Origin of the sequence: Sphaerochaeta sp. UBA5849 (assembly GCA_002432715.1) — a bacterium.
GTDB lineage: Bacteria > Spirochaetota > Spirochaetia > Sphaerochaetales > Sphaerochaetaceae > Sphaerochaeta.
This window is the reverse complement of sequence record DJGJ01000020.1, coordinates 1-23,980: the sequence shown is the minus strand read 5'-3', so window position 1 is coordinate 23,980 and position 23,980 is coordinate 1. Positions and strand designations below refer to the sequence as shown.

At 53.5% G+C, this 23,980-nt stretch carries 22 protein-coding genes and 1 tRNA gene; 12 read left to right on the top strand and 11 right to left on the bottom strand.

Annotated features, from left to right (window positions below):
• The 5 genes from feoB (at position 1) to B3K89_RS02750 (ending at position 4,553) form a co-directional block, all read left to right on the top strand.
• Complete coding sequence (feoB, locus tag B3K89_RS02770; protein WP_293893181.1) at positions 1 to 1,962, top strand: ferrous iron transport protein B; 1,962 nt, start codon at positions 1 to 3, stop codon at positions 1,960 to 1,962.
• A 7-nt stretch (positions 1,963 to 1,969) separates the two neighbouring features.
• A complete protein-coding gene (locus tag B3K89_RS02765) occupies positions 1,970 to 2,140 on the top strand; it encodes a FeoB-associated Cys-rich membrane protein (RefSeq protein ID WP_293893179.1) in 171 nt (56 codons plus the stop codon).
• A gap of 107 nt (positions 2,141 to 2,247) precedes the next feature.
• Positions 2,248 to 3,063 carry an amino acid ABC transporter substrate-binding protein gene (locus tag B3K89_RS02760; protein WP_293893177.1) on the top strand — a complete coding sequence of 272 codons (816 nt, stop codon included), beginning with the start codon at positions 2,248 to 2,250 and terminating at the stop codon, positions 3,061 to 3,063.
• An 80-nt stretch (positions 3,064 to 3,143) separates the two neighbouring features.
• Positions 3,144 to 3,779 (top strand): amino acid ABC transporter permease, encoded by a 636-nt coding sequence (locus tag B3K89_RS02755; RefSeq protein ID WP_293893175.1) that lies wholly within the window; start codon positions 3,144 to 3,146, stop codon positions 3,777 to 3,779.
• Positions 3,780 to 3,788: 9 nt separating this feature from the next.
• Positions 3,789 to 4,553, top strand: coding sequence for an amino acid ABC transporter ATP-binding protein (locus B3K89_RS02750; protein WP_320351084.1), 765 nt, complete (start codon positions 3,789 to 3,791; stop codon positions 4,551 to 4,553).
• On the opposite strand, the gene B3K89_RS02745 is transcribed toward B3K89_RS02750, so the two are convergent.
• Together B3K89_RS02745 and B3K89_RS02740 are read right to left on the bottom strand one after the other, a co-directional pair.
• The gene (locus tag B3K89_RS02745) at positions 4,550 to 6,118 is read right to left on the bottom strand and encodes a D-aminoacylase (protein ID WP_345907025.1); all 1,569 of its coding nucleotides are present in this window, start codon (positions 6,116 to 6,118) and stop codon (positions 4,550 to 4,552) included. The two genes, B3K89_RS02750 and B3K89_RS02745, sit on opposite strands and share 4 nt — an antisense overlap.
• 5 nt (positions 6,119 to 6,123) lie before the next feature.
• Complete coding sequence (locus B3K89_RS02740) at positions 6,124 to 7,017, bottom strand: hypothetical protein (RefSeq protein ID WP_293893167.1); 894 nt, start codon at positions 7,015 to 7,017, stop codon at positions 6,124 to 6,126.
• Between the two features lie 158 nt (positions 7,018 to 7,175).
• On the opposite strand from B3K89_RS02740, the gene B3K89_RS02735 reads away from it, so the two are divergent.
• Complete coding sequence (locus B3K89_RS02735) at positions 7,176 to 8,459, top strand: FAD-dependent oxidoreductase (protein WP_345907024.1); 1,284 nt, start codon at positions 7,176 to 7,178, stop codon at positions 8,457 to 8,459.
• Here the strand turns inward: B3K89_RS02735 and B3K89_RS02730 are convergent.
• The gene (locus B3K89_RS02730) at positions 8,454 to 9,254 is read right to left on the bottom strand and encodes an alpha/beta hydrolase (protein WP_293893163.1); all 801 of its coding nucleotides are present in this window, start codon (positions 9,252 to 9,254) and stop codon (positions 8,454 to 8,456) included. The genes B3K89_RS02735 and B3K89_RS02730 overlap by 6 nt on opposite strands.
• A gap of 58 nt (positions 9,255 to 9,312) precedes the next feature.
• Here B3K89_RS02730 and B3K89_RS02725 point away from each other — a divergent pair, with 58 nt between their 5' ends.
• Together B3K89_RS02725 and B3K89_RS02720 are read left to right on the top strand one after the other, a co-directional pair.
• On the top strand, positions 9,313 to 9,681 hold the full coding sequence (locus B3K89_RS02725; protein ID WP_345907023.1) for a solute carrier family 23 protein: 369 nt from the start codon (positions 9,313 to 9,315) through the stop codon (positions 9,679 to 9,681).
• A gap of 121 nt (positions 9,682 to 9,802) precedes the next feature.
• Positions 9,803 to 10,720 carry a nucleoside hydrolase gene (locus B3K89_RS02720; RefSeq protein ID WP_345907022.1) on the top strand — a complete coding sequence of 306 codons (918 nt, stop codon included), beginning with the start codon at positions 9,803 to 9,805 and terminating at the stop codon, positions 10,718 to 10,720.
• On the opposite strand, the gene B3K89_RS02715 is transcribed toward B3K89_RS02720, so the two are convergent.
• The 8 genes from B3K89_RS02715 to B3K89_RS02680 form a co-directional block, all read right to left on the bottom strand.
• Entirely contained in the window at positions 10,717 to 11,328 is a 612-nt protein-coding gene (locus B3K89_RS02715; protein WP_293893154.1) for a nitroreductase family protein, read from the bottom strand. The genes B3K89_RS02720 and B3K89_RS02715 overlap by 4 nt on opposite strands.
• A 2-nt stretch (positions 11,329 to 11,330) precedes the next feature.
• Positions 11,331 to 12,047 (bottom strand): purine-nucleoside phosphorylase, encoded by a 717-nt coding sequence (gene deoD, locus B3K89_RS02710; RefSeq protein ID WP_293893151.1) that lies wholly within the window; start codon positions 12,045 to 12,047, stop codon positions 11,331 to 11,333.
• Positions 12,047 to 12,958, bottom strand: coding sequence for an ABC transporter permease (locus tag B3K89_RS02705; RefSeq protein ID WP_293893148.1), 912 nt, complete (start codon positions 12,956 to 12,958; stop codon positions 12,047 to 12,049). Before B3K89_RS02705 ends, deoD begins: the two co-directional genes overlap by 1 nt.
• The gene (locus B3K89_RS02700) at positions 12,955 to 14,055 is read right to left on the bottom strand and encodes an ABC transporter permease (RefSeq protein WP_293893146.1); all 1,101 of its coding nucleotides are present in this window, start codon (positions 14,053 to 14,055) and stop codon (positions 12,955 to 12,957) included. The genes B3K89_RS02705 and B3K89_RS02700 overlap by 4 nt, the downstream gene beginning before the upstream one ends.
• Complete coding sequence (locus tag B3K89_RS02695) at positions 14,055 to 15,581, bottom strand: ABC transporter ATP-binding protein (RefSeq protein ID WP_414712336.1); 1,527 nt, start codon at positions 15,579 to 15,581, stop codon at positions 14,055 to 14,057. The genes B3K89_RS02700 and B3K89_RS02695 overlap by 1 nt, the downstream gene beginning before the upstream one ends.
• A gap of 90 nt (positions 15,582 to 15,671) precedes the next feature.
• A complete protein-coding gene (locus B3K89_RS02690) occupies positions 15,672 to 16,772 on the bottom strand; it encodes a BMP family lipoprotein (protein WP_293893141.1) in 1,101 nt (366 codons plus the stop codon).
• An 86-nt stretch (positions 16,773 to 16,858) separates the two neighbouring features.
• Complete coding sequence (locus B3K89_RS02685) at positions 16,859 to 17,668, bottom strand: Cof-type HAD-IIB family hydrolase (protein ID WP_293893139.1); 810 nt, start codon at positions 17,666 to 17,668, stop codon at positions 16,859 to 16,861.
• A 70-nt stretch (positions 17,669 to 17,738) separates the two neighbouring features.
• A tRNA-Pro gene (locus tag B3K89_RS02680) sits at positions 17,739 to 17,811 on the bottom strand.
• A gap of 173 nt (positions 17,812 to 17,984) precedes the next feature.
• Here B3K89_RS02680 and B3K89_RS02675 point away from each other — a divergent pair.
• From B3K89_RS02675 to B3K89_RS02660, 4 genes are all read left to right on the top strand, one after another.
• Positions 17,985 to 19,556 carry a SurA N-terminal domain-containing protein gene (locus tag B3K89_RS02675; protein ID WP_293893136.1) on the top strand — a complete coding sequence of 524 codons (1,572 nt, stop codon included), beginning with the start codon at positions 17,985 to 17,987 and terminating at the stop codon, positions 19,554 to 19,556.
• Between the two features lie 96 nt (positions 19,557 to 19,652).
• Positions 19,653 to 20,726 carry a metallophosphoesterase gene (locus tag B3K89_RS02670; RefSeq protein WP_293893133.1) on the top strand — a complete coding sequence of 358 codons (1,074 nt, stop codon included), beginning with the start codon at positions 19,653 to 19,655 and terminating at the stop codon, positions 20,724 to 20,726.
• A 25-nt stretch (positions 20,727 to 20,751) separates the two neighbouring features.
• Complete coding sequence (locus tag B3K89_RS02665) at positions 20,752 to 21,792, top strand: DUF2804 domain-containing protein (RefSeq protein WP_293893130.1); 1,041 nt, start codon at positions 20,752 to 20,754, stop codon at positions 21,790 to 21,792.
• Between the two features lie 126 nt (positions 21,793 to 21,918).
• The gene (locus B3K89_RS02660; RefSeq protein ID WP_293893127.1) at positions 21,919 to 23,787 is read left to right on the top strand and encodes a DEAD/DEAH box helicase; all 1,869 of its coding nucleotides are present in this window, start codon (positions 21,919 to 21,921) and stop codon (positions 23,785 to 23,787) included.
• Positions 23,788 to 23,980 lie beyond the last annotated feature (193 nt).

The following is a 23,980-nucleotide window of genomic DNA, read 5'->3' as shown; positions in this document are numbered from 1 at the left end:
ATGCAAACAATTGCGCTCATTGGAAACCCGAATTGCGGAAAAACTACGCTCTTCAACACCCTTACGGGAACCACCGCATATGTCGGCAACTGGCCGGGAGTCACCGTTGAAAAGAAAGAGGGGATGGTCAACGGACACAGAATCCTCGACCTGCCCGGCATCTACTCACTTTCCCCCTACTCCCCCGAAGAAAAGCTGTCAAGACGCTATATCCTGGATGAACAACCCGACCTTATCATCGACGTCATCGATGCCACCAACCTGGAACGCAGCCTCTACCTGACCACCCAGCTTGCCGAACTGGGAAGACCTCTTCTGCTTGCCCTGAACATGGAGGACCTGCTGGAAAAGGAGGGCATCCGCATCGACCGAAAGCGGCTCTCGCAAATGACCGGCTGTCCGGTCGTACAGATATCTGCAAGCAAGGGAACCGGCATCAAAGCCCTGCTGGAGGAAATCGAGCGTTCGCTGGATCAAAAAAGGCTTCCGATGCAGCCGCTCTTCTCCAACTTCATCGAACGCTACATCACCACCATCATCAAAGACGACTATCTTCACCAGATTCCCAAGGGAAGGCAGATGCGTTGGGCGGCCATCAAGCTGTTGGAGGCGGATGAACTCTTCCTCGCGTCCATGCCCCAGCCCCCCCAGGCCTTTCAAACGTATATTGAACAGGCGCGCAAGGAGTTGGTCGAGCACTATGACGACGATGTACAAGCCATCATCATCGACCAGCGGTACAAAGTAGCAGAACACATCGCAAAGGACTGCCAAATACGGACCAAGAAGGCAAAGCAGTTCAACTTCGACAACCTTGCCACCAGCAAGTTTGGAGCCATTCCCCTGTTCATAGCCATCATGGCAGCGGTTTTCTACCTGTCCATCGGACTGGTGGGAGGCTATACCACCAGCTGGCTCGAATCGTTCTTTGCTTTTGCCTCGCTCCACATCCAAGTCCTCTCTGATGCCTTGCAGGTACACCCGCTGCTCTCAGGCATCCTGGTGGACGGCATCATTGCAGGCGTGGGAGCGGTACTGACCTTTGTTCCCCAGCTCTTCGTGCTCTTTCTCTTGCTCTCCATTCTGGAAGACTGCGGCTACATGGCGCGCATCGCCTTTATCATGGACCGCCTGATGCGCAGCATGGGACTGTCGGGCAAGTCGATCATCCCCTTGGTCATCGGTACCGGATGCTCGGTTCCCGCCATCATGAGCAGCAGGACGATCGAGCACCAGAAGCAGCGGGAGTTGACGGTCATCGTCACTCCCTTCATACCCTGCGGAGCCAAGATGCCTGTCTTCGCCCTGATGCTCACCTATTTTTTCCCCGGCAAATGGTTTATCGCACCACTTATCTACCTGCTTGGCATTCTTGCTGTCGTAATCACCGGCCTGTTGGCCCGTGCCTTGGACAAGCACAAGGAAACCAATGCCTTCATTCTGGAACTCCCCAGGTACCAGATTCCTGCCGCAAAAAATATTTGGCTGCAGACCAAGGATCGAACCCTTGGCTTCATACAAAAAGCTGGAACGATCATCCTGCTCTCTTCAATCATCATCTATCTGCTCTCATCCTACTCCTTCACCTTGCAGGCTGTGGATGCAGAGCTGAGCATGCTAGCCACCATGGGCAGACTCATCGCACCGCTGTTCGCACCGTTGGGCTTCGGATTCTGGCAGGCAAGCGTAGCGCTCTTGACCGGTATTGCAGCCAAGGAGTCGATTGTAAGCACCTTGAGCGTAACCATAGGAACTTCTTCTCTTGGTTCTTTTTTCACCCCCGATACCGCCCTTTCCTACATGACATTCATCCTGCTCTCATCCCCCTGCATTGCAGCCATCAGCGCCATGTTCAAGGAACTGGGCAGCAAACGAAAGCTCCTCTTTGCCGTCCTCTGGCAAACCGGATTCGCCTATGTTGCAGCACTGCTCATCCGCTCTGCAACACTTTTGCTTCTGTGAGGCCGCCATGTATACCCCCATCATCTCCAACATCATAGTCGCCCTGATCATCCTCCTGTTGATTGGATTTGCCATCAGAACCTTGCATAGACAGGGCAAGAAGGAGAACTGCGCCTCGTGCGGCACAAAGAAGAACAGTGCCTGCAAAGGGTGCAAATTTGCAGATTCTTGCCATTAGCATATACATCTATTGAATATTTATACAGAAAGTCTGGATATTTTCTCCTATTACGGGTAAACTCTCCAAAGAAAGCATGCTTTGTTCGTAATTGAGGAGAAATAGCAATGAAACGATGCACTGTTGTACTGTTGGCCCTGCTGTTGGTGGGCGCAAGTCTGTTTGCCGCCGGCACCAAGGAACAAGCTCCCGGTGGTGACAACTCCCTGGATACGGTAATGAGCAAGGGCCTGTTGGTCATGGGCCTTGACGACAACTTCCCCCCGATGGGATTCCGCAATGAGAAAGGTGAGATCGTCGGTTTCGACGTCGACCTTGCAAAGGAAGTGACCAAGCGCATGGGAATCACCTTGAAGCTCCAGCCGATCGACTGGAACGCCAAGGAACAGGAGCTGAACACCGGCAACATCGACTGCATCTGGAACGGCTTCACCATCACCGAAGAGCGCAAGCAGGCTATGACCTTCACCCCTCCGTACATCCACAATGCCCAGGTTGTCGTAGTTCGCGACGACAGTCCCTACACCACCCTTGCTTCCCTCAGTGGAAAGAGCGTCGGCTATCAGGCAGGATCTTCGGCCTCCAGCGCCATCGATGCTTCTCCGGATTTCAAGAAATCCATCAAGAATTTTGTGGAGTTCAAGGAAAACCTGACCGGCCTCATGGATCTTGAGATCGGCGGTATTGATGCCTTGGTTGTCGACGTCACCGTTGCAAACGACAACATCAAGCGCAGCGGCAAGGCTTTCAGAATCCTATCAGAGGAGCTCGCTCCCGAAGACTACGGTATTGGATTCCGCAAGGGAGACCAGAAGCTCGCCGATGCAGTCTGGCAGCAGTTGCTTGCCATGCAGGCGGATGGAACTCTGGCTGAGATTTCCACCAAATGGTTTGGCTCCGATATCACCGTTGTCGGAAAATAAGGAAAACTGTATGATGTCGGGGAGCATTGCTCCCCGTTTCTTTTTTTTCAAGGGAACTATCCATTTTGTAGGAGACTTGCATGGGAAACCTCTTGCTGCAGATGCTGGCGGGAACCGTCACCAGCCTGAAAATATTCATCCTCACCTTGCTCTTTTCCCTACCGTTGGGATTATTGGTTGCAAAAGGAAGGATGTCCAAGAATCCAATCATCTCCAACATGGTCAATATGTACATCATGATCATGCGCGGCACCCCACTGATCCTGCAATTGTTGTTCGTATACTTCGCACCCTATTATATATTTGGAGCCTCCTATGACCGCTTTACCGCCGTCATCGTGGGTTTTGTCATCAACTATGCCGCATATTTTGCCGAGATATACCGGGGGGGCATCCAGTCCATCCCGATAGGCCAGTACGAGGCGTCGCTGGTGCTGGGCTTTTCCAAGGCCCATACATTTACCCATATCGTCGCCCCTCAAGTGGTAAAACGAATCATTCCCGCCATGGGAAACGAGGTGATCACCTTGGTCAAGGACACCGCTTTGGCACAGACCATCGGAGTGGCCGAGTTGTTCAGGGTTGCGCAGAACGCGGCGGCCAGGCAGTTCTCCACCATGCCCATCTTCATAGCAGGTGTGTTCTACTTCATCATGAATGCACTCGTCTCCCGCTCCTTCGACCTGCTTGAGAAGAAGCTCAATTACTACCACTAGGAGATCGGCATGGAAATCATTTCGGTTGCAAACCTGAAGAAAGAGTTCGACGGCCTGGGAGTGCTCAAAGGCATCTCCTTCACGCTCAACAAAGGAGAGGTTCTTTCCATCATCGGCCCCTCCGGAAGCGGAAAAAGCACCTTGCTGCGTTGTCTCACCCAGCTGGAACCCATCGATGGAGGGAAGATTGAAGTGTGCTCAAAGACCATGGTCAGCACATCGGAGGAAGGCAAAGTGGTCTATGCCGACAAGCAGACGCTCAAGGAGGTGCGCCTCAATCTCGGCTTGGTTTTCCAAAACTTCAATCTTTTTCCCCATATGAGCGTACTCAGGAACATCACCGAAGCACAGATGCATGTGCTTGGCCGCAGCAAGGAGGAAGCAGCCCGGACGGCACGTACGCTCCTTGCAAAAATGGGGTTGGAAGAGAAGGAAAAAGCCTATCCCTGCCAGCTCTCGGGCGGCCAGCAGCAACGGGTGAGCATAGCCCGCGCCCTTGCCCTCAATCCAGATGTTCTCTGTTTTGATGAGCCGACCAGTGCCCTCGATCCCGAGCTGACAGGCGAGATCCTGAAGGTCATCAAGGATTTGGCCAAGGAAAAAATGACCATGATCGTCGTCACCCACGAGATGTCGTTTGCCAGGGATATATCGGACCGCGTCATCTTCATGGATGATGGACTCATTGTAGAGGAAGGAAGTCCGGATATACTCTTCAATAATCCGACCAATCCCAGAACCAAACGCTTCCTCAATCGCTACGAGCAACCCTAAGCGAGCAGAATCGAGCCGCTGGTGCTATCGGTGTATTTCCCATCCTGGAAAGCAATCGTACCATTCACCATAACCAGACGAAGCCCGATGGACGGAGCATCCGGGTGACGCTCATCCGAGCAATCTTGCAGTGCAATTGGATCGAAAAGCACCAAATCGGCTTTATAGCCCCTGGCGACCAGACCGCGGTCGGACAAGCCGAGGCGTTTTGCCCCGCAACTTGTCATTTTTGCTATCAACTGCTCGAGGCTGAGAACCGGTTCCTGCTTCCAATACCGGTCAAGCAGATGCAGGGCGGCTTGATGGCTTCTGGGGTGGGTCTTCCTGCCGGCATAGAGGGCGTCGGTTCCAAAGCACATCAATGGATGGGAGAGAATGCGTTTAATCGAGTCCTGGCTTTGGGTCACATCGGTCATCAAAGCCGATCCCTGTTCCTCGGAAAGCAAGTCAAAAAAGGCTTCATATGGATCCTGATTACGCATTGCAGCAACCTCGGCCATGGTCAAACCCTCATAGCGGGGATTGCTTTGCAGCAGCAGCACCGTAATCTCTTCCCAGCCGCAAAGGGATGCGATGCTGTCCCAGCCCCTGCCCGCCTCCATCATGGTCTTGATGGTGTTTCTCTCGGTTTTGCTGCCAAGGGCTTGCTTCAAATCCGACCTGCTGAGTTTGAGATAGGCAGGAGGAAGCAGGCTGAAAAGACTTGTAGAGCCGTACTCGTAGGGATATTGGTCGAACTGGACATCCACGCCCTCCACCCGGGCTTCCTCGATCAGGGAAAGCATGGCTGGAACCAGGTTCTGATTCTTCTTCCCGATGACTTTCAGGTGGCTGATCTGAAGCTTCACCCCGCTTTGGCGGGCAAGGTCGAGAACTTCTTCGATACTGGATAGGATATCCGAGCCCTCACAGCGCATATGTACGCTAAAGAGCCGGTCAAAAGACTTCACCACCGACAATAAAGCCAGCAGCTCCTTGGTGTCTGCAAAGATGCAGGGAGCATAGTACAGTCCGCTGGAAAGCCCGATGCACCCCTCCTCGAGGCTCTGCCGAAGGTACAGGCACATGCGCTGGATTTCCTCATCGGTTGCCATCCGGTTCGCGTTACCCTCCATGGCATGGCTTCGCAGTGCACTGTGTGCCTGCAGGAAGGCCATATTGGTACCGCTTCCCCGTTCCTTGAGCGCTGTGATGTAGGAGCTGAAGGATGGCCACCCCACGTTGGGGTAGTGCCCCAGGACATCGCCGGTAAGTTCAGAAAGAAAGGGGTCGCCCGCTTCAGCGGGAAACACCCCGATCCCGCAGTTTCCGGCGACCTCGGTGGTGATTCCCTGCCCGATTTTCGGTCTCATGGATGGACTGTGGAGTACTTCCAAATCACTGTGACCATGGATGTCTACAAACCCGGGGCACAACACCAGGTTGCTGCAATCGATGCAAGAGGCATCGTCGATGCTCAAAGGGGGCAGTACGGAAGCAATCCGGTCGGCCTCGATCACCACATCCGCACAAAACGGTGCGGATGCACTGCCATCGACCACTATTGCGTTGGAGAACACCACCATCAAGATTACTCCCTGCTCCCAAGTTTTGAGCACTCAAATACGAGCATCTGTTCGAGCATCCTCAGTGCATTCTGGTAGTTGCCACGGCTTCTGGTCAGAATCATGGCAGCCTTGAACTCATCCACATGAGCGGCATCGAAGAGACTTGGAGGGAAGCCCGAGCTGATCAACTCCTGGGCGAAAGCCAGGGCGGAGAGCAGAGCGTCGAATCGACCGAACGGCTTGATCCTCAGCAACTCGCCATAGAGGAAGAGCGAGCGTACAACCGGATGCAGATGGGCCCAATCGCGGTCGTATTGGACAAAGAGGGTTTCCATCTGTTGGCCCTTGTCTGCATCAAGATAGGCGACCGGACCCTCATCCTCAATCCCTTGGCACATCATCTGGTACAGCTCTTTCAGTCGCTGCTCACACATCTGAGGCCGGCTTTTGCCTTCAACCGGACCCAAGCCGTACTGATACAGCATTCGCACCAGAATCGACCGGGCATTGAGTGCAAGCAGTTGGATCTCAAACGGCAGGGAAGGAACGAAGCAGCGGTTGTACAGCACAGCCAAGTCCCGGGCATCCACGACAATATCCTCGCTTGCAAAAGCAGTGAGTACATACCGGGTCACCAGGCTATGATAGGAACGAATGAATTGCTGGCGGTCGACAATTTTTTTGAGGCCTTGAGCTTCCGCCTCAAGCCGGGAGAAATCCATTCCCCCGATTCTCAAGTCGTGGTTCTTCATGTGCCTGAGGTGCCTGCCGTCGCCGGGTTTTGGGGCATCGGAGGGAATATTCCAAGCCCAGGAAGTCCTGAGCACCCCGTCGACCCTTCCCTCGGAACAGAGAATGCGAACCCTCCGTTCGGAGATACCCCACTTTTTTGCTGCTTCCTTGGCACTTATGTACATCTTCACCTCACAACAACCATTCCTACTTTGGTGTAATACCATGAATACATGCTCTGTGCAAGGCCGGTCTCCCCGACAAGGGGTTTACCAAACACCCGACAATGGGGATAATTGGTTGGAAAGGGAGAACCTTTCCTATTACATCTGGGAGGCTCTTCATGGACATGTACGATGTTGTCATTGTAGGAAGCGGACCTGCGGGCATGGGCACCGCATTCACGCTCATCAAGAAACGACCGGATTTAAAAATCCTGATGATCGACCGCGAAAAGGTTTCTACCGGCGGTATGCGCAATGACTGCAAAATGAACTTCACCTACCCGATCGGCTTTCCCGTCGAATATTGGACCGAAGAAGCCGCCCAACACTATCTTCAAGAGGTCATCGACTTCCTCAAGCCTTCGTTTCTGGAAAAATCGAACATTGAAATGTACCAGAAGCGCGCCGAGCGCCTCGGCTGCACCCTCTTGGAGATCAAGCAGACCCACTTGGGAACCGACGGCGGCCTGCTTCTGATCAAGGAGCTTTTGGCAAGACTGGCCGATGCCGGGGTGCAGCTCTCACTCGGTGAGGCAATGGAGAGTGTGAATGCCGAGGAGCGTTTCATCGTCACCGAGAAACGGGAGATAGGCTATAAGAAGCTTCTGGTCGCCCCTGGCAGAAAGGGTTTTCATTTCCTGCAGGATCTGATGCGCTCCCTTTCAATTCCCTTCATCGACAATATCGTGGACATCGGACTGAGGGTGGAGACGAGGATCGAGCGCTACCCGATCGTACGCGACTACTACGACCCGAAATTCTACTTCCCCGAGAAGGTACGAACCTTCTGCACGAACAGCGGTAATGCCCATGTGGTGCGCGAGCGTTATGCAACCAACCGGGGAGACCAGTGGTACTCGGTCAACGGTCATGCATTCGCCCCCGACTCCCGCCATGACAATGGCTTGGTCAACTTTGCCATCCTCAAGACGGTACGGTTTACAGCCCCTTTGGCAAGCGGCCAAGCGTTTGCAGAAAATTTGGGGCTGCAAGCGGCACTCATGGGCGGCGGCCAGCCGCTCATGCAGCGGGTTGGAGACTTCCGCCTCGGCTCACGGAGCAAGGAAGCAAGTTTCAGCGACGACCTCTATGATTTTGAACCGACCCTGCGAACCTGCTGCCCCGGCGACATATCCCTGGCGATTCCTGCAAAAATCCTTAGAGCCATCTGGAGGGCGATGAAGAACCTCGATACGATCGTGCCCGGGGTGCTGCATCCCTCCACCATCATGTACTATCCAGAGATCAAGCTCTACGCAAACAAACCAGCCTACCTCGACGAGAACTTCCGTGTCACCGAGGATATCTGGTTTGCAGGGGATGGTGCCGGCACCAGCCGCGGCATCACCGGAGCATGGGCCAGCGGAATCAGGTCGGCAGAGGGGATGCTTGCAACCCTATAGGGTATGATGAAACCGGCTGTTCAGCCATGTGGAGGCAAGACCGACCCACTGCCTGCAAAGGGGATGGGGAGTTCCGACCTCCTCGGTGCACATGGACAGCCCATGGCTTCCACTCTCAAAGAGATGCAACTCGAACGGCACCTGCTCGCGCCTCAAGGAGAGAGCGAGCAGCATGCTGTTCTCCACCGGGACCGAGGCATCGGTGACGGTATGCCAGATGAACATCGGACTTGCCTTGGGATTCACCTGATGCTCCAGACTCATCAGGTCCTTGAGCTTTGCATCGCCGCCGCTGACCCAGCCGATGCTCTCCTGGTGAGCGTACTCACCACTGGTAATCACCGGGTAACAGAGAATGGCGGCATCGGGCCGGTTGTTCTCGTCCCTGATCTCCTGCCTACAGCTGAGCACCTCATGATTGTGAAGAACAGCCAAGGAGGCTGCCAGATGTCCTCCTGCGCTGAAGCCGACGATGGCGATACGCGTTGGGTCGCACATCCACGATAGCGCATGTTCTCGAATCTTGATCAAGGCATCACTTGCTTCAAGCAAAGGATTGAGGTCCTTTGCCTCCTCCTGCACCGAGTAATCCAGGATGAATACGTTGTAGCTCATGTTCAAGAAGTGAAGAGCAACAGGATCGCGCTCGCGTTCAGAGCGGAATCGGTACGCTCCTCCGGGGCAAATGACAACCGACGGCCTGATGTTGCGAATCCCCCCGTCGTTGGTGATATCCTGCAAGTACCCGGTAAGAGGGACCTGGTTCGGCCCCACTGCAATTTGTATGATTCTCATACCGCCTATAGTAGCATATTCTTTGTATCGCCTGCAGCAATTGTGCTGCCATTGGGCCATGAAGCAAGCATTTTCGAACTGGATGGGAAACCCCTCGTTAAGAGAAGCTCCTCCCCTGATCACCGGTACGGTGGTTTTCACCATCGGCCTTTCGCTCTATCCCACCGCCACCTACAGCCAGGACGTCGGTATTGTGACCACCACGAAGGTGATCAACCGCTATACACCTTCACTCTCTGCATTCATTTTGCTCATAGCCGGCTTGGTCCCCAAGTTTTTCGCCCTGCTCACCACCATACCCCAGAGTGATCAGCGTGTTTGCCTCGATTGCCATGACCGGGATGAAGCTGGTAGTATCGGAAGAGATGAACTATCGAACTACGTCCATCGTCGGTCTCTCGGCAGCTTTGGGTATCGGGATCGCTGAATCTTCGGCCGCTCTCTCAACCTTTTTCGCCTGGTTTCAGACCATATTCGGGCAATTGTCGGTAGTCATCGCCACCATTGTGGCCGTCGCCTTGAACATCATGCTGCCAAAGAGGGATTAGATGGAACGAATTATCTTGGATGTCGATACAGGATTGGATGATGCAGTCGCCTTGTTTCTTGCTGCAGGCTTGCAGGAGTTCACCATTGAGGCGGTCATTGCAACTGCAGGCAATGTAGGACTGGAGAAAACCCTTGAGAACACACTAAATATTTTGGAAACGGCAGGGATCCGGTGTCCGGTCTACAAGGGAGCCGACAAGCCGTTGGTACGCAAACCCGTACAAGCCGGTGATTTCCATGGGAAATCGGGGCTGGACGGCCCGGTGTTTGCTCCCAGAAAGTTCCAGCGGGCCCAAGAGGAAGACGGCATTGATGCGCTCATCAGGTTGGTTAAAGCCATGCCCCACCAGATCAGCATCGTCAGCGTGGGGCCGTTGACCGATTTGGCCCTTGCGTTTTGCAAGGACTCTTCAGTGGCTTTGCTTTGCAAGCAGATCGTGGTCATGGGAGGCTCGTTCAGCCAAGGCAATGTGACCGAGCATGCCGAGTTCAACACCTTCGCCGACCCTGAAGCTGCGAGTTTGGTCTTCTCATCTGGGGCGAAGCTGGTGCTCTTTCCTTTGGATTGCACCCGCCGTGTCACCCTCAGCCCCGCTCGGCTTGCCGACTTTCAACGCCGGGAAGGGCGCAGTACCGCCGTCTTCTGCTCCTGCATGGAGAGCTATACCGCCAACTATACCAAGCGCGGGCAGGGGCAGCCGCAGATGCACGACCCCTTGTGCGTCGCATATCTGGTCGATCCTTCGAAGGTGGAAACCGAGTATTGCAGGGTTGAAGTGGATACAAATCCGGGACAAACGTACGGGAAAACAACAAAGACACCCACCAATTCCGATGGCGGTGTCTTGGTTGCCAAGAACATCGACATCCCCTGGTTCTGGACCTTGGTGGACCGCTCTCTGGCCAACCTGCCTTAGTGGAAGCTTACCAGATTTTCCAGACTCTCGCGAATCTTCGGCCGCTCGTCTTCTGCCGGGTAGCCGAAGGTTGCAAGCAATGAGACCTGCCATTGCTCAGGTTTCACATCCAAAACCCTGAGGACATTCTTTTCGTCAAAGCCTTCAATCGCACAGCTTTGAATGCCCAGGGCGGCGGCTCCCGTCATCATGTTTGCAATGGCCAGATACCCTTGGCTTCTCAGCCAGCAATCCAGCCTGCCCTCTGCCTTGAGGAAGTCGTAATAGGGTCGGTAGTCGTCGATGAAGACTTGCAAGGGATCGGGAAACCGCTTGCCGCGGCTGTGTACCAAATCGCCGTCAGGATTGGCGAAAGGCGATGTGCGGACCAGCACAGCAACGGTCATTGCACTGGTTCTGACCGACTCCTGGTCGAAGCAGGCATGAAACAGGGCTTCTTTCGCCTCTGGTCCTTTCACAACATGAAACGACCACAGCTCAAGGCCGAATGAAGTGGGGGTAAGCCTGCCGTATTCCAAGATCTTCTGGATTTCACTGTCGTCGAGCATCCGCTTTCGGTCGTACAGCTTGCAGGCAAATCGATGCTGCATGGCATGGAGAAATTCCATTGTTACACCTCCAACGCAACCTTCAGGGCAACTTCAATCATCGGATACAGGCCCTTGATTCGCATCTCAGGACCGAAACCCTCACCGGTGACACAGCTATCGGTCATGGTGAGAATCGAGAGGGCCCGCCTCTGCGTCCATGCCGCTGTTGCATACAGGGCATAGGTTTCCATATCCTGGGCAAGAGCACCCATACGGGCCCATGCCTTCCAACTCTCCTGTCCCAATGCATTATAGGAGGAGAACAAGTCGCTGGAGAGCACCATGCCGGCATGGCAGGGGAAACCGAGCAGGTGCGCCTGTTCAACAGCCCTAAACAGTAATGCACTGTCACAACAGGGACTGAGCGTGCCTTTGAGGTTGTACTGATGAGCCCAGGCAGAATCGGTACTCGCCGTCATGGCACAGACCAGATCACCAACCCCGAGTTGCTTCTGTAGACCTCCACAGGTACCGATGCGGATGATTGCCTTCACATCATAGGTTGTAAAAAGTTCATAGCTGTAAATCCCGATCGAAGGTCCGCCCATGCCGGTTGCCATCACCGAGATTCTCTGTCCCTTGAACAAACCGGTATAGCCCAATACATTGCGAACGTCGGTGACAAGGCTGGCTTCCTGCAAGAACTGCTCGGCTACCAGCTTGGCACGAATCGGATCGCCGGGAGCAAGAACGACAGGGGCTATGTCGGCTTTGTCTGCGCGATTATGCGGTGTCATCAGCTTGCCCCCTTCTCATACGCCTTTCCGGCTGCACTCGGTGCGTAGTTCTTGCCGCTGAAGAGAACGAGTGCTGCAAGGGTTACCACATAGGGAAGGATATTGAATACCTCGGTGGGAAGCACCCTGAGGGCGGGAATATTGTTGGCGATGATGGCAAACGCTTGGGCGGTGCCGAACAAGAATGCAGCTCCGGTGACTCCCAGCGGTTTCCACCGTCCGAAGGAAACTGCGGCAAGGGCAATGAAGCCGCGGCCGTTGATGGTATTGGAGGTGTACTGGATGGTCTGGGTGAGCACCACACACCCACCTGCAAGACCTGCCAGGACTCCACTGGCCACAACAGCGAAGTACCGCATCTTCTTCACATTGATGCCTACGCTCTCAGCAGCTCCCGGATGCTCCCCGCAGGCTCTGAGGTGTACGCCGAAGGGAATCTTGTAGAGGATGAACCAGGACAGGACTACCACCGCGATGGCGATATACGCCGTAGGATAGATTCCCAAGGCATCGGTTTGCATCCCCATGCGGAACTCACGGGTGCGGTCGGCATTGAAGAGGATCTGGCTGGCAAAGATGGTCACCCCGTTTGCCAGCAGGTTGATGCCCGTCCCGCTGATGGTCTGGTCGGCATTCAGGTTGATGGCAGCCAGTGCATGCACCAGCGAGAAGAGGCCGCCGAAGACGAACCCCAACGTCAAAGCCAGGAAGAGGGAGAGGGTGTGGTTCATACCCGAACCCTCCATCAACACATGGGCTGCTGCTGCCGTGCAGGCGCCAATGGCCATCAGGCCTTCGAGAGCGATATTTACAACACCGGATTTTTCACAAATCATACCACCTATTGCGGTGATGAGAATCGGAGCCACAATCATCAGGACTGAAGGAAGCATTCCCCATATCATACTCATTTGACTCCTACCTCCTTCTGCAGCTGTTTCTTGTCCAAGTACTCCTGATAGAGCTTGAGTGCCGAACGAAGGGCGATGAAAATGACTATGAGACCTTGGATGATGAAGGTGATTTCCTTGGGTATCTGCTTGCTCTGCATCAAAGCCTGTGCATTCTTGAGCAGTCCGAAGAGCAAGCCGGCCAGCGTCGTGCCCAGTGCCGTACAGTTGCCTACCAGAGCGACGGCTATACCGTCGAATCCATAGTTGTCCATCCCTGAAAGCACCCGCCCGTACTTGAAGGATCCGAGGGCGACGATACCGCCGGCAAGTCCTGCGAACGCACCACTGATGGCCATTGATATCGAGATGGATTTGATTACGGGAATACCGCTGGCCCTTGCGGCATCCTTGTTGAAGCCGGTGGCCCTCATGCCGTACCCGAGACTGGTCTTCTCCATGATGAACCAATAGACCAATACTGAGCCGGCCATCATGAAAATGCCGTTGTTCAACAGTGAGTTGTTGGTGATTTTCTGAAAGAATGCATTGCCGATCAAGGCAGTCTCGGGAAAGTTCGCCGTCTTGTAGGTGGTGGCTCCAGGCAGTTGCAGACAGATGATCCGGCTCAGGTACAGGGCAACATAGTTGAGCATGATGGTGGAGACCACCTCGCTCACCTCGTACTTTGCCTTCAGAAGGCCTACCATGCCGCCCCACAGTGAACCGATGACAATTGCCCCGAGCATGGCGAGCATCCAATGCAGTACGGGAATCCGGGGTCCAAGCAGTGCAATCGCCTGGGCCATGGTCATGCCCATGATGTACTGGCCTTCACCACCGATGTTGAACAGCCCGACGCGCTTGGCAAACCCCATGGAAAGTCCGCAGAGAATGAAGGGAACCGAGTAGTTGAGCGTCTCGGCGATGTACCGGACATTCATCCGTCCGTTGTCGATATTGTACCCGCTCAGTGCTTGGAAAAGCGCCTTGTACATGTTCAAGGGGTTCTTTCCCACCAGGGCGACCAATACGGTGCCTACGAGAAAACCCAACACGACAACCAGAACCGAGACGGCCCCATCCGATTGGATGAGCTTTTGACGAGACGGTTTCATCAAAGCGCCTCCTTCTTCGACCCGGCCATCATCAAGCCGATGTCATATTCGGTGACCTCGTTCTGTTTGTTTACTGCCACAATACGCCCTTTGCTGATGGTTGCAATGCGGTCGCAGAGATTCATGATCTCATCAAGCTCGAAGGAGACCAGCAGGATGGCCCTGCCCTTCTCTCGCTCGGCGATGATCCGCTTTCGGATGTACTCAATCGCTCCGACGTCCAATCCCCGGGTGGGCTGTGCCACCACCAGGACCTTCGGGGAGAGGGAAATCTCCCTGGCAACGACGACCTTTTGCTGGTTTCCCCCTGACAGGCTTCCCGCAGTGGTCTTCGCTCCCTCGGCGCTGCGGATGTCGAATTGCTTGATGAGGTTCTCAGCCTCCTGGTTCATTGCTTCATAATCGAGGATGCCCATCCGTTTTCGGTACGCATCCCGGTAGTAGTTCTTGAGGGCGGTGTTCTCGGCTATGGTGAACTCACCAACCACTCCATACTTTTTTCGATCTTCGGGGATATACCCAAGCCCCTCTTCGATCCTCTGGCGGATGGAGAGGTTCTCAATGGGTTTGCCGTCAAGCAACACCGAACCGCCGGCAATCGGCAACAAACCGGTGATGGCACCCAGAAGCTCGCTTTGACCATTGCCGTCGACACCGGCAATTCCGACAATTTCACCCTCGTGGACATCGAGGCTTACATCCTTGACCCGCATCGTGCCGTTTTGATCGGCGACCTGAAGGTTTTTCAGGCTCAACATCACCCTGCCCGGCTGCTGCTCGGGTTTCTCAATCTCGAATTTCACCGCTCGGCCTACCATCATTTCTGCAAGATCCTGCTCACTGACATCCTTTACCTCGACCGTCCCGATACAGCGGCCGCGTCGAAGGACGGTGCAACGGTCTGCGACTTCCTTTATCTCCTTAAGCTTGTGGGTTATCAATACTATGGTTTTTCCTTCCGAACGAAGTTTCTTGAGAATGTCCATCAACTCATCGATTTCCTGCGGAGTCAAGACGGCGGTAGGCTCATCGAAAATAATGATATTCGCATTGCGATAGAGTGTTTTGAGAATTTCCACACGCTGTTGCTGCCCGACGGTGATGTCCTCGACCAATGAGTCCGGGTCGACTTTCAGGGCGTACTGGCTGCTCAGTCGGGCGACATGCTCGCGGGCGCTTTTCATATCGAGCAACCTGCCTTTCGTCGGCTCCATACCCAAGACGATATTCTCGGTTACGGTATAGTTCTGCACCAGTTTGAAGTGCTGATGGACCATTCCGATCCCCAGAGCGGTAGCCACATTGGGGTTCTTGATCTCAACAGGCCTGCCATCGAGCAGGATCAAGCCGCTGTCTGCACTGTATGATCCAAACAGGATGGACATCAAGGTAGACTTTCCAGCCCCGTTTTCACCAAGCAATGCATGAATTTCTTGATGTCTTACCTGCAGTTTCACCTTATCGTTTGCCACCACACCGGGAAATGTTTTGGTGATATTCATCATTTCTATTGCGTATTCACTCACCATCGGCTCCTCATTCCAAAGCTCTTTCTCTGACCACTACACCGAATGCCCAGGGAGAGAGCCGGCAGTCTCCTGCCGGCAGTGGATTGCTCAGTCGTCGAGAGCTGCAAGCCCTGCGGGGGCAGCACCTGCTGCGAGGGCCTCACGATACGTCTTGTAGAGTTTGATCTTGCCGCTGATGATATCAGCCTTTGCTGCATCAACCTGCTTGATCACGTTTGCACTGAGTTCGGGATTTGCCGTTGAGTAGCCTACACCATCGTCGGCCATGCCCATCTGGACCACCCCGCCGGTGAAAGATCCATCTGCAACAGCCTTGAGGACCATCAAAGAAGAGTTTTCCACCCTCTTGATCATGGACGTCAGGACGGCGCTCTTTGTTCCGGCGTAGATGCCATCGGCATATTGGTCGCTGTCTACACCGATCGCCCAGACGTTCTTGCCCTGCATACGATATTCCTTTGCCTGTGCAATGGTGCCGTTTCCGGTTCCACCGGCTGCGCTGAAGATGCAGTAGACACCCATATCGTACCAGTTCTTCGCCTGTGCTTTCGCAAGTTCGGGCTTGCCCCAGTCGTTGGCATAGTAGTCAAATATCTGAGCATTGGGGAATACCGAACGAATGCCCTGGACGTAGCCCATCTCGAACTTGGTGATGGTTGCTCCGGGAACTCCGCCGATGAATCCGAACTTCGGGTTCTGGATTCCATCTTCCTTGGCCTGCAGCGCAGCTGCCAACCCTACGAGGTAGGAGCCCTGCTCCTCCGAGTAGATGAACTCCAAGACATTCGGCAGTCCCACCCAGTCCACGTCTACGATGGTGTACTTCTGATCCGGATACTGGGGAGCTACTTCGCTCAGGGCGTCAGCCCAGGTGAAACCGGTGACCATGATCAGGTCATACCCTTCATCGGAGGCCTGTCTGAGGTTCGGGATGTACATGTCCTGAGTCTGTGCAGTCACTACATCATAGAGCTTGCCGCGGTTGGCAGCATTCTCCACGGTATCGCCATAGTATTGGACGATGCCTCTCCACGCAGCTGCGTTGAAGGACTTGTCATCGATTCCTGTTGCGTCCGTGAGCAGGCGAATGGTCGGCCTGCTGTCGGCAGCCTCAACTTCCTTGCCGCCTTGGGCGAAGAGCGTGGTTGCCATAACCAATACGATTACCAGCAAAGTTACTTTTTTCATGGATTACCCTCCTTATGGTTGGTCCGTGATACATGTAATTGGTATTCTACCACAACAAAAAGTATTGTGAATGAAGAGTTTTTGCCCTATTGGGAAAGAATATGGCATTCTATGGCCTTTGCTGCACCATCCTCGTTGTTTGATGCGGTAGTGGTGTGGGCATACGCCTTGACCTCGTCGCTTGCATTATCCATGGCAACGGCAAGACCTGCAATGCCGAACATCGGCACATCATTGAGGCCGTCCCCGATGACCATGAGATCTTGCTCTGTATGACCCAAGAGGGAGAGCAGCGTAACAAGGCTCGATGCTTTCTGCACTCCTTGTGCCGTAATCTCCATGAAGAAGGGATCGCTGAACCCCAGGTCAGCATGGTTGCCGACCAATCCCGTCAACGCTTCTTTGGCTGCAAGCAGTCTTGCCGGCTCTCCCACGATCATGACCTTGGGCATCGGATGCCGGACTTCTGCAATGAGATCGTCGACCTTCCTGATGGGAATGGCGTTATTATAGGCTTCCAAGCCCACATACGGGTCGTCGGGCATCTCGGTTATGACTCCTTGCTCATCATAGCTGAGTGCGGCAAGTCGGTGCTCCTTGGCGTAGGTGAAACAAGTATGGATGGTGTTCAAATCCACGGTTCTCTCCCGGATCACCTCGAGATTGCGCGTGGATACCAGCTGTCCTCCATTGTAGGCGAGAATGGTTGCATCCTCACCCAGCAGGCCAAGCCTCCGGGCGACAGGAACAATACCCAACACAGGTCGTCCGCTGGCAAGAACGATGTGAACGCCCTTGTCGTGAGCACGTTGCACCGCTTCTTTCGTACGCACCGTAATCTCTTTGGTGCTGGTGGTGAGAGTACCGTCCAAATCCAAGGCCAAGGTGGTGTACATCGAGTGCTCCTATAAAATTGAAAACTCCTTATTTCCATTACGAAACAAGGAGTTATCATGAATTCCCTACTCGGGCAGAGAGGATTTGAACCTCCGACCCCTTGGTCCCGAACCAAGTGCGCTAGCCCCTGCGCTACTACCCGTCAGCTTCACAGCCGGAGTTCAATATACCTATTGGCCCTTTGAATGTCAATACGAAACAAAAACAGGCGTTTTTGCTTTTATACAGCAATTCATTGACAGTAGCTAGGTGAAATGCTATTTTTCATAAGACTGTCCGCTCATGCGGAAAATGCTCCACAGAAAGAGGTTTATCATGTCTGCAAATGACGACACAAATGGAAAGAAGCCCGAGGGTGAGGCTAAAGAGCTCACCATCGGTAAAGCAAAAAAGAACACAGTAGTTGTTGAGGGCAAGAAAGAAGCCGCTCTCAAACCAAAACGCAAGATCACCATCGGCTGGGTTCTGGGTATGTTGATCCTGATTCTCATCGCCATCTCCTTTGTGTTGGCTCCCGCAATTCAAGCCTTTGTCGGTAAAAGTACGAGTGATGGCATCGTTTTCGGCAAGTACGGCAAGCAGGAGATCAAGTACGCCTACGGCAACTACTTCTATGACCAGGTCCAGAACTATGCCGATCAGTATAAATCAAGCGGAATGGACCAGACCCAGGCTCTCTACCAGATTTGGAAAAGTGCCTACGACAGCACGGTGATATTCACCGCAATCAACGAATTGGCCACCAAGGCTGGCATCATTGCCGCCGATGAAGTAGTCAATAGGGCAATCATCAACAGCGGAGCCTACAACAAGGACGGCAAGTTTGATGTGGCCACCTATCAGAATGCCAGTGCCGAGACCAAGGCAAGCGTAGAGAAATCCATCCGCCGTTCGCTTCCCTACCAGATTGTAGTCGACGATGTAGGAACCGTTCTTTCCTCCAGCGCCGAGGCTGAATATATTGCAGCGATGGCCAGTAAGGGAAGAACTTTCCGGTATCTTGTAGTTAACCAGAACCAGTATCCAAATGAATTGGCCTCCCAGTACGCCCTGCAGAACAAGCAGCTCTTCTACACCATGGATCTGAGCATCATCTCCGTAGAGACAGCAGAGCAGGCCAAGAATTTGTATGAATCCATCACCAGCGGACAGACCACGTTCGAGGCAGCAGCAGTTGCAAACAGCCTGGACGGTTATGCAGCCGCGGAGGGAAGGGTTGGTCAACTGTACTACTACGGTATTCTCTCCAATTTCAAGAACGCCGAGGAGGCTTTGGCCCTGCTCAGTGCCAAGGAGGGAGACGTTCTTGGCCCGTTCGAGGCAAACGGTTCGTTCTCGCTGTACAAGATCAACAGTGCTCCAGTGGAAAGCGACTATGCCAGCGATTCTACGCTTGCTTCGGTGAAGGCATACCTTGCAGTCAACGACTCCGCTTTGATCGACACCTATCTCTCAGACCTTGCAAAGGACTGGGCCGAGAAAGCCAAGGCTGAAGGCCTTGATGAGCTGGCCCTTCAGAATAATCTGGAAGTTGTTGAAGTAGGTTCGACTCCCTACAACGCAGGCAAGAGCAGCTACATGAGTGACTTCACCTATACCGACCCCGCAGGTCTGCTTCGCAGTGCCGCCACCGGCGATGTCGCCAAAGAGCTCTATACCGCCCAGCCCAACACCATCTTGGACCCTATCAAGGTCGGCTCTTCCTACCTTCTGCTCGAAGTTGGGGAGGATACCCAGGATGAAGGAATGGCCAGCTACCTCTCGATGTTCTATGACTATTACAGCGGAAGTCAGAACCAGCAGGATTTCTCTCAGGCCTTGTATACCTCCGATGCCTTCGAGGATAACTTTTTGACAACCTTCCTGACTGTGGTGCTTGGCCAGTAACAGAAAGAGCATTCATGCGTCAATTGTGATAGCCGGCATTCGTGCCGGCTTTTTCATATGGAATTGCAGGCTGTTCCATGCTAGGCTACAGGCTGTATGAAACCAACTACCGGCAGGATTCTCAAAACAGTACTCATCTCCTTGGCAGTCTTGCTCATAGCAACAGGAATTGCCACCTATCTGGTCATTGACGCTCTGACCAACACCAGAATATATCAGGACTTTGACCAGCATACCGAACTCTTTGTTGTGCCGGAGCACCCGTTCAATCTTGACCAAGCCATCCAAGAGCAAAAAGCCTTCACCATGCCCTATACAAATGAATCCTTCTCCATACTCTGGGGAACCGACTTCCACCTGCGAAGGGGTCCTTTCTCAAATCGAAAAAAAATATATGGTTTACTTGAAAAAGCGTTCGAGGAGACAAATCCCGACCTGACGGTCATAAGTGGAGACCTCCTCTTCAGCTTCGACAGCTTGAAAATGCTTACCGAATTCGCCGATTTCATGCAACAGCACAACCGATTTTGGGCACTGAGTTTCGGCAACCACGACGGCCAGTACGCCCATGACAAACCCACCTTGGCTAATTTGCTGGATGCCTACCCTACCGCCATCTTCTCCCAGGGTGAGAGTTGGGTTGCCGGCAACAGCAATTATCCTATAGTCCTTACCAAGGACGGGCAACCAATGCAAGCGATCATGTTGCTCGACTCCCATGACAGCCGAATCTATGAAGGGGGCGTCATCGCCCCCGACTACATCTATCCCTCCCAGGTTGCATGGTATCGCTGGGTGGAGGATGGCCTGGGGCAAGTACCTCTGTATACCTTCATCCACATTCCTTTACCGGAATTCAGGCTTCTTTGGGAGAGCGGAGATGCTATCGGAGTCAAGCTGGATAAGACAATCAATGCGCCATTGGAAAATACCGGTCTGTTTGCTGCAATGCAGGAGAAAATGAACACGGTGGCTGTGTTCAGCGGCCATAACCACCTCAACGATTTCTTCGGCAGCTGGGAAGGCATCGACCTTCACTACGGAAGAAGCGCCAGCTACGGATCTTACGGCTCCAGGTTTCACAGCAAAGGGCTCAAGACCATCACCTTGTTCGCTGATGGCCGTCCCTACGAGATCGCCACCTATACAGTTGATGATTGGAATTTGTAGAATCAAGGGATAAGGAGGAGAAGGTATGCAGACTGAAATCACCCAGGCACAGGATTTGCTCGATGCAAAGGGCCGCATCATCCAGGAAGGATGGGCCCGCCATCCCTACTGGAACTATGAACGTAGCAAGATAAAAGGTGGTGCACTCAAGATCAAGGAGTGGGACTACTATGCAATAATCAACCAACAACAAGGGTATGCAGTAACAGCTACAATCAGCGACTTGGGGTATGCAGCACTCTTTGCCCTCAGCTATGTCGACTTCAATACCGCCAAAGTCAGCCAGGCCGATGCACTGACATTTTTCCCCCGCGGATCCATCGGTCTTGCACCGTCCTCCACCGAGGACAGCCAAGTCTCATGGGCCAACAAGAAACTTCGCATCGCTTTCATCAAGCGGGGCCTGCAGCGCCACATCATGGTCGCCTGCCCCACCCTTGTACTGCCCGATGGAACGGTGGGATTGGACTATGACATCACCCTCACCCAGGCAGAGTCATCAGAGAGCCTCAATATCGCCACCAGCTGGAAGCAACAGCGCAAGGCCTTTTATCTCAACGAAAAAGTCAACTGCCTGAAAGCAACCGGCACGATTCGCAGGGGCATGGAAACAGAGAATCTCTTGCTCGGGGAGGCTTGGGGTGTACTGGATTGGGGAAGAGGCAGGTGGACATACCAGAATACGTGGTATTGGGCCAGCGCCTCGGGTTTGCTTGAGAACGTACCCTTTGGGCTGAACCTCGGCTATGGTTTTTCCGATCGAACGCCGGCAAGCGAGAATGCCATCTTCTACAACAATTGCATCCATAAACTTGGCGAGGTCAGTTTTCATTTCGATCAAGAGGACATGCTTGCACCATGGACCATGCAAGATGAGCAAGGACGGCTCGACTTGGTATTTGAAGCATGCGTCGACCGCTCATCGAACACAAATTTTCTCATCATCAAGAGCGACCAACATCAGGTATTCGGATATTTCAGCGGAACCTGCACCTTGGACGATGGCACAAAACTGCAGATCGACAGGCTGCTGGGCTTTGCAGAACAGGTCTATAATCGTTGGTAGGCGAATTTGGGTTTTTGGGATGTTTCTGTCTTGCAACAACTTGTTCATTTGTATAGACTGGTATGGCTTATTATGTTCATCTCGGCTCACAACCGATAATCCAACCACATATGATTCAGGAGATCCATGTCAGAGTTAACAAGCTTTGCGGACCTAGGGCTGTCCGCACAAACCATTGCCGCCATTGAAGCGAAAGGCTTCGAAGAACCTACCAAGATTCAGAGCGCATGCATACCCCTGCTCCTTAAGGACCAGGTCGACGTTATTGGCCAGGCACAGACCGGAACCGGAAAAACTGCCGCTTTCGGGCTTCCCATTCTCGAAATTGTAGACCCTTCAATGTATCAGGTCCAAGCACTCATTCTCGCACCCACACGCGAGCTTGCTGTACAAAACGCAGAAGAGATCAACTCCCTGAAGGGAGACCGACGATTGGAAATCGCCGCTGTGTACGGCGGAGCTTCCATGGAACTGCAATTGCGCAAGCTGAAAAGAGGCGTTCATGTTGTAGTCGGAACCCCCGGTCGTATTCTCGACCATCTCCGACGTGGTTCGCTGCATCTTGAGCACCTCAAATTCGTGGTGCTTGATGAAGCGGACGAAATGCTCGACATGGGCTTCATCGATGATATCGAGGAAGTACTGAAGCAGACTCCAGCTGAAAAGCGCATGCTTTGTTTTTCCGCCACCATGCCGCTGCCGATCCAGAGGCTCGCCGAGCGTTTCATGCATGAGCCGCACTTGGTCAAGATTCAGCAGGACACGATGACCAGCAATCTCACCGACCAAATTTATGTCGAAGTGAAAGAGTCTGACAAGTTGGAAGCACTCACCCGCATCATCGATATGGAAGAGAATTTTTATGGAATCATTTTCTGCCGGACGAAGATCCAATGTGATGAGATCGGCAGGAAGTTGATCGACCGCGGCTACGATGCCGAACCTTTGCATGGCGATCTTTCCCAGAAGCAGAGAGAGTTGATACTCCACAAAATGAGAGAGAGAAGCATCAGCATCCTTGTTGCCACCGACGTGGCTGCACGTGGTATTGATATTTCCGATCTCACCCATGTCATCAACTTCTCCCTGCCCGAAGATCCGGATGCATACATCCACCGTGTAGGAAGAACCGGGCGTGCGGGAAAGACCGGTGTTGCGATCACCTTTGTTGCTCCCCGTGAGTTCAAGCGTTTCTCCTTCATCAAGAAAGTCTCCAAGACCGATATCAGGCGCGAGTCTGTCCCGGAAGCAAGCGAGATCATCAGGATCAAGCGTGCAAGAATTCTCAGCCGGCTTTCAGCGCTCTCGGATGAGGATGCGCAAAGCAGTCATTTCCTCCCGATCGCCGAACAGCTGCTCGACGGCAAAAAGCCTGAAATCGTAGTGGCAGCCCTTCTGGACCACTTCTACAAAGATCAGCTCGATGTTTCCAAGTACCAACACATCAGTGGCAGTCGGGATGATCGAAGTGGTGACCGACCTGTACGCGAGGAGGAAAGCGGGATCACCCGCCTGTTCATCGCTCGAGGCAGGAAAGACGGACTGGATAAGCGGATGCTGGTCGATTACCTCATCGAACAGGTGGGAGCAGAGGACAGGGACATCCAGGATGTTTCCGTTCGCGACGAGTTCTCGTTTGTCAGCGCCCCGCTTCAGGTTGCTGAGCGCATCCTGAAGACGTTCGGTGACCAAGGGCCGGAAGGCAAGCCGATCATCACCCGTGCAAAGCCCGACAATCCCAATGGCAAAAACCTCAGCGGCCGAACCCGTGACGATCGACGGCCATCCTATGGCGAACGCAAATATAGAAGCGACCGTGACGACTACCAGCCTTACGGGAGGGATTCCTATGGCGGTGAAGACCGGTATGAGAGTCGGCCGACTTTCTCGGATGACCGATCTCCCAGGGTCCATGGAAAGTACAACACGTCCAAGGCCAAGAAAGGATCCTTCGCCAAAAAAGGCCCGGGCTCCAGACGAAGATACAACGACTGATTTTCACAGCCCACTTGGTATTCAAGTGGGTTTTTCTTATGAGGGCTCTATTCTGTACTTTGCTTCTACTACGTAATTCGGAAGCATCATGAACGGGTATGATCTCTAAGCACAGCCACATGGTACTGCAAATGGAAGCTGACCAGGGTTCTTTCGCGGCCTGCCTCTGGCAATAAGCCGGAAGTATATCCTC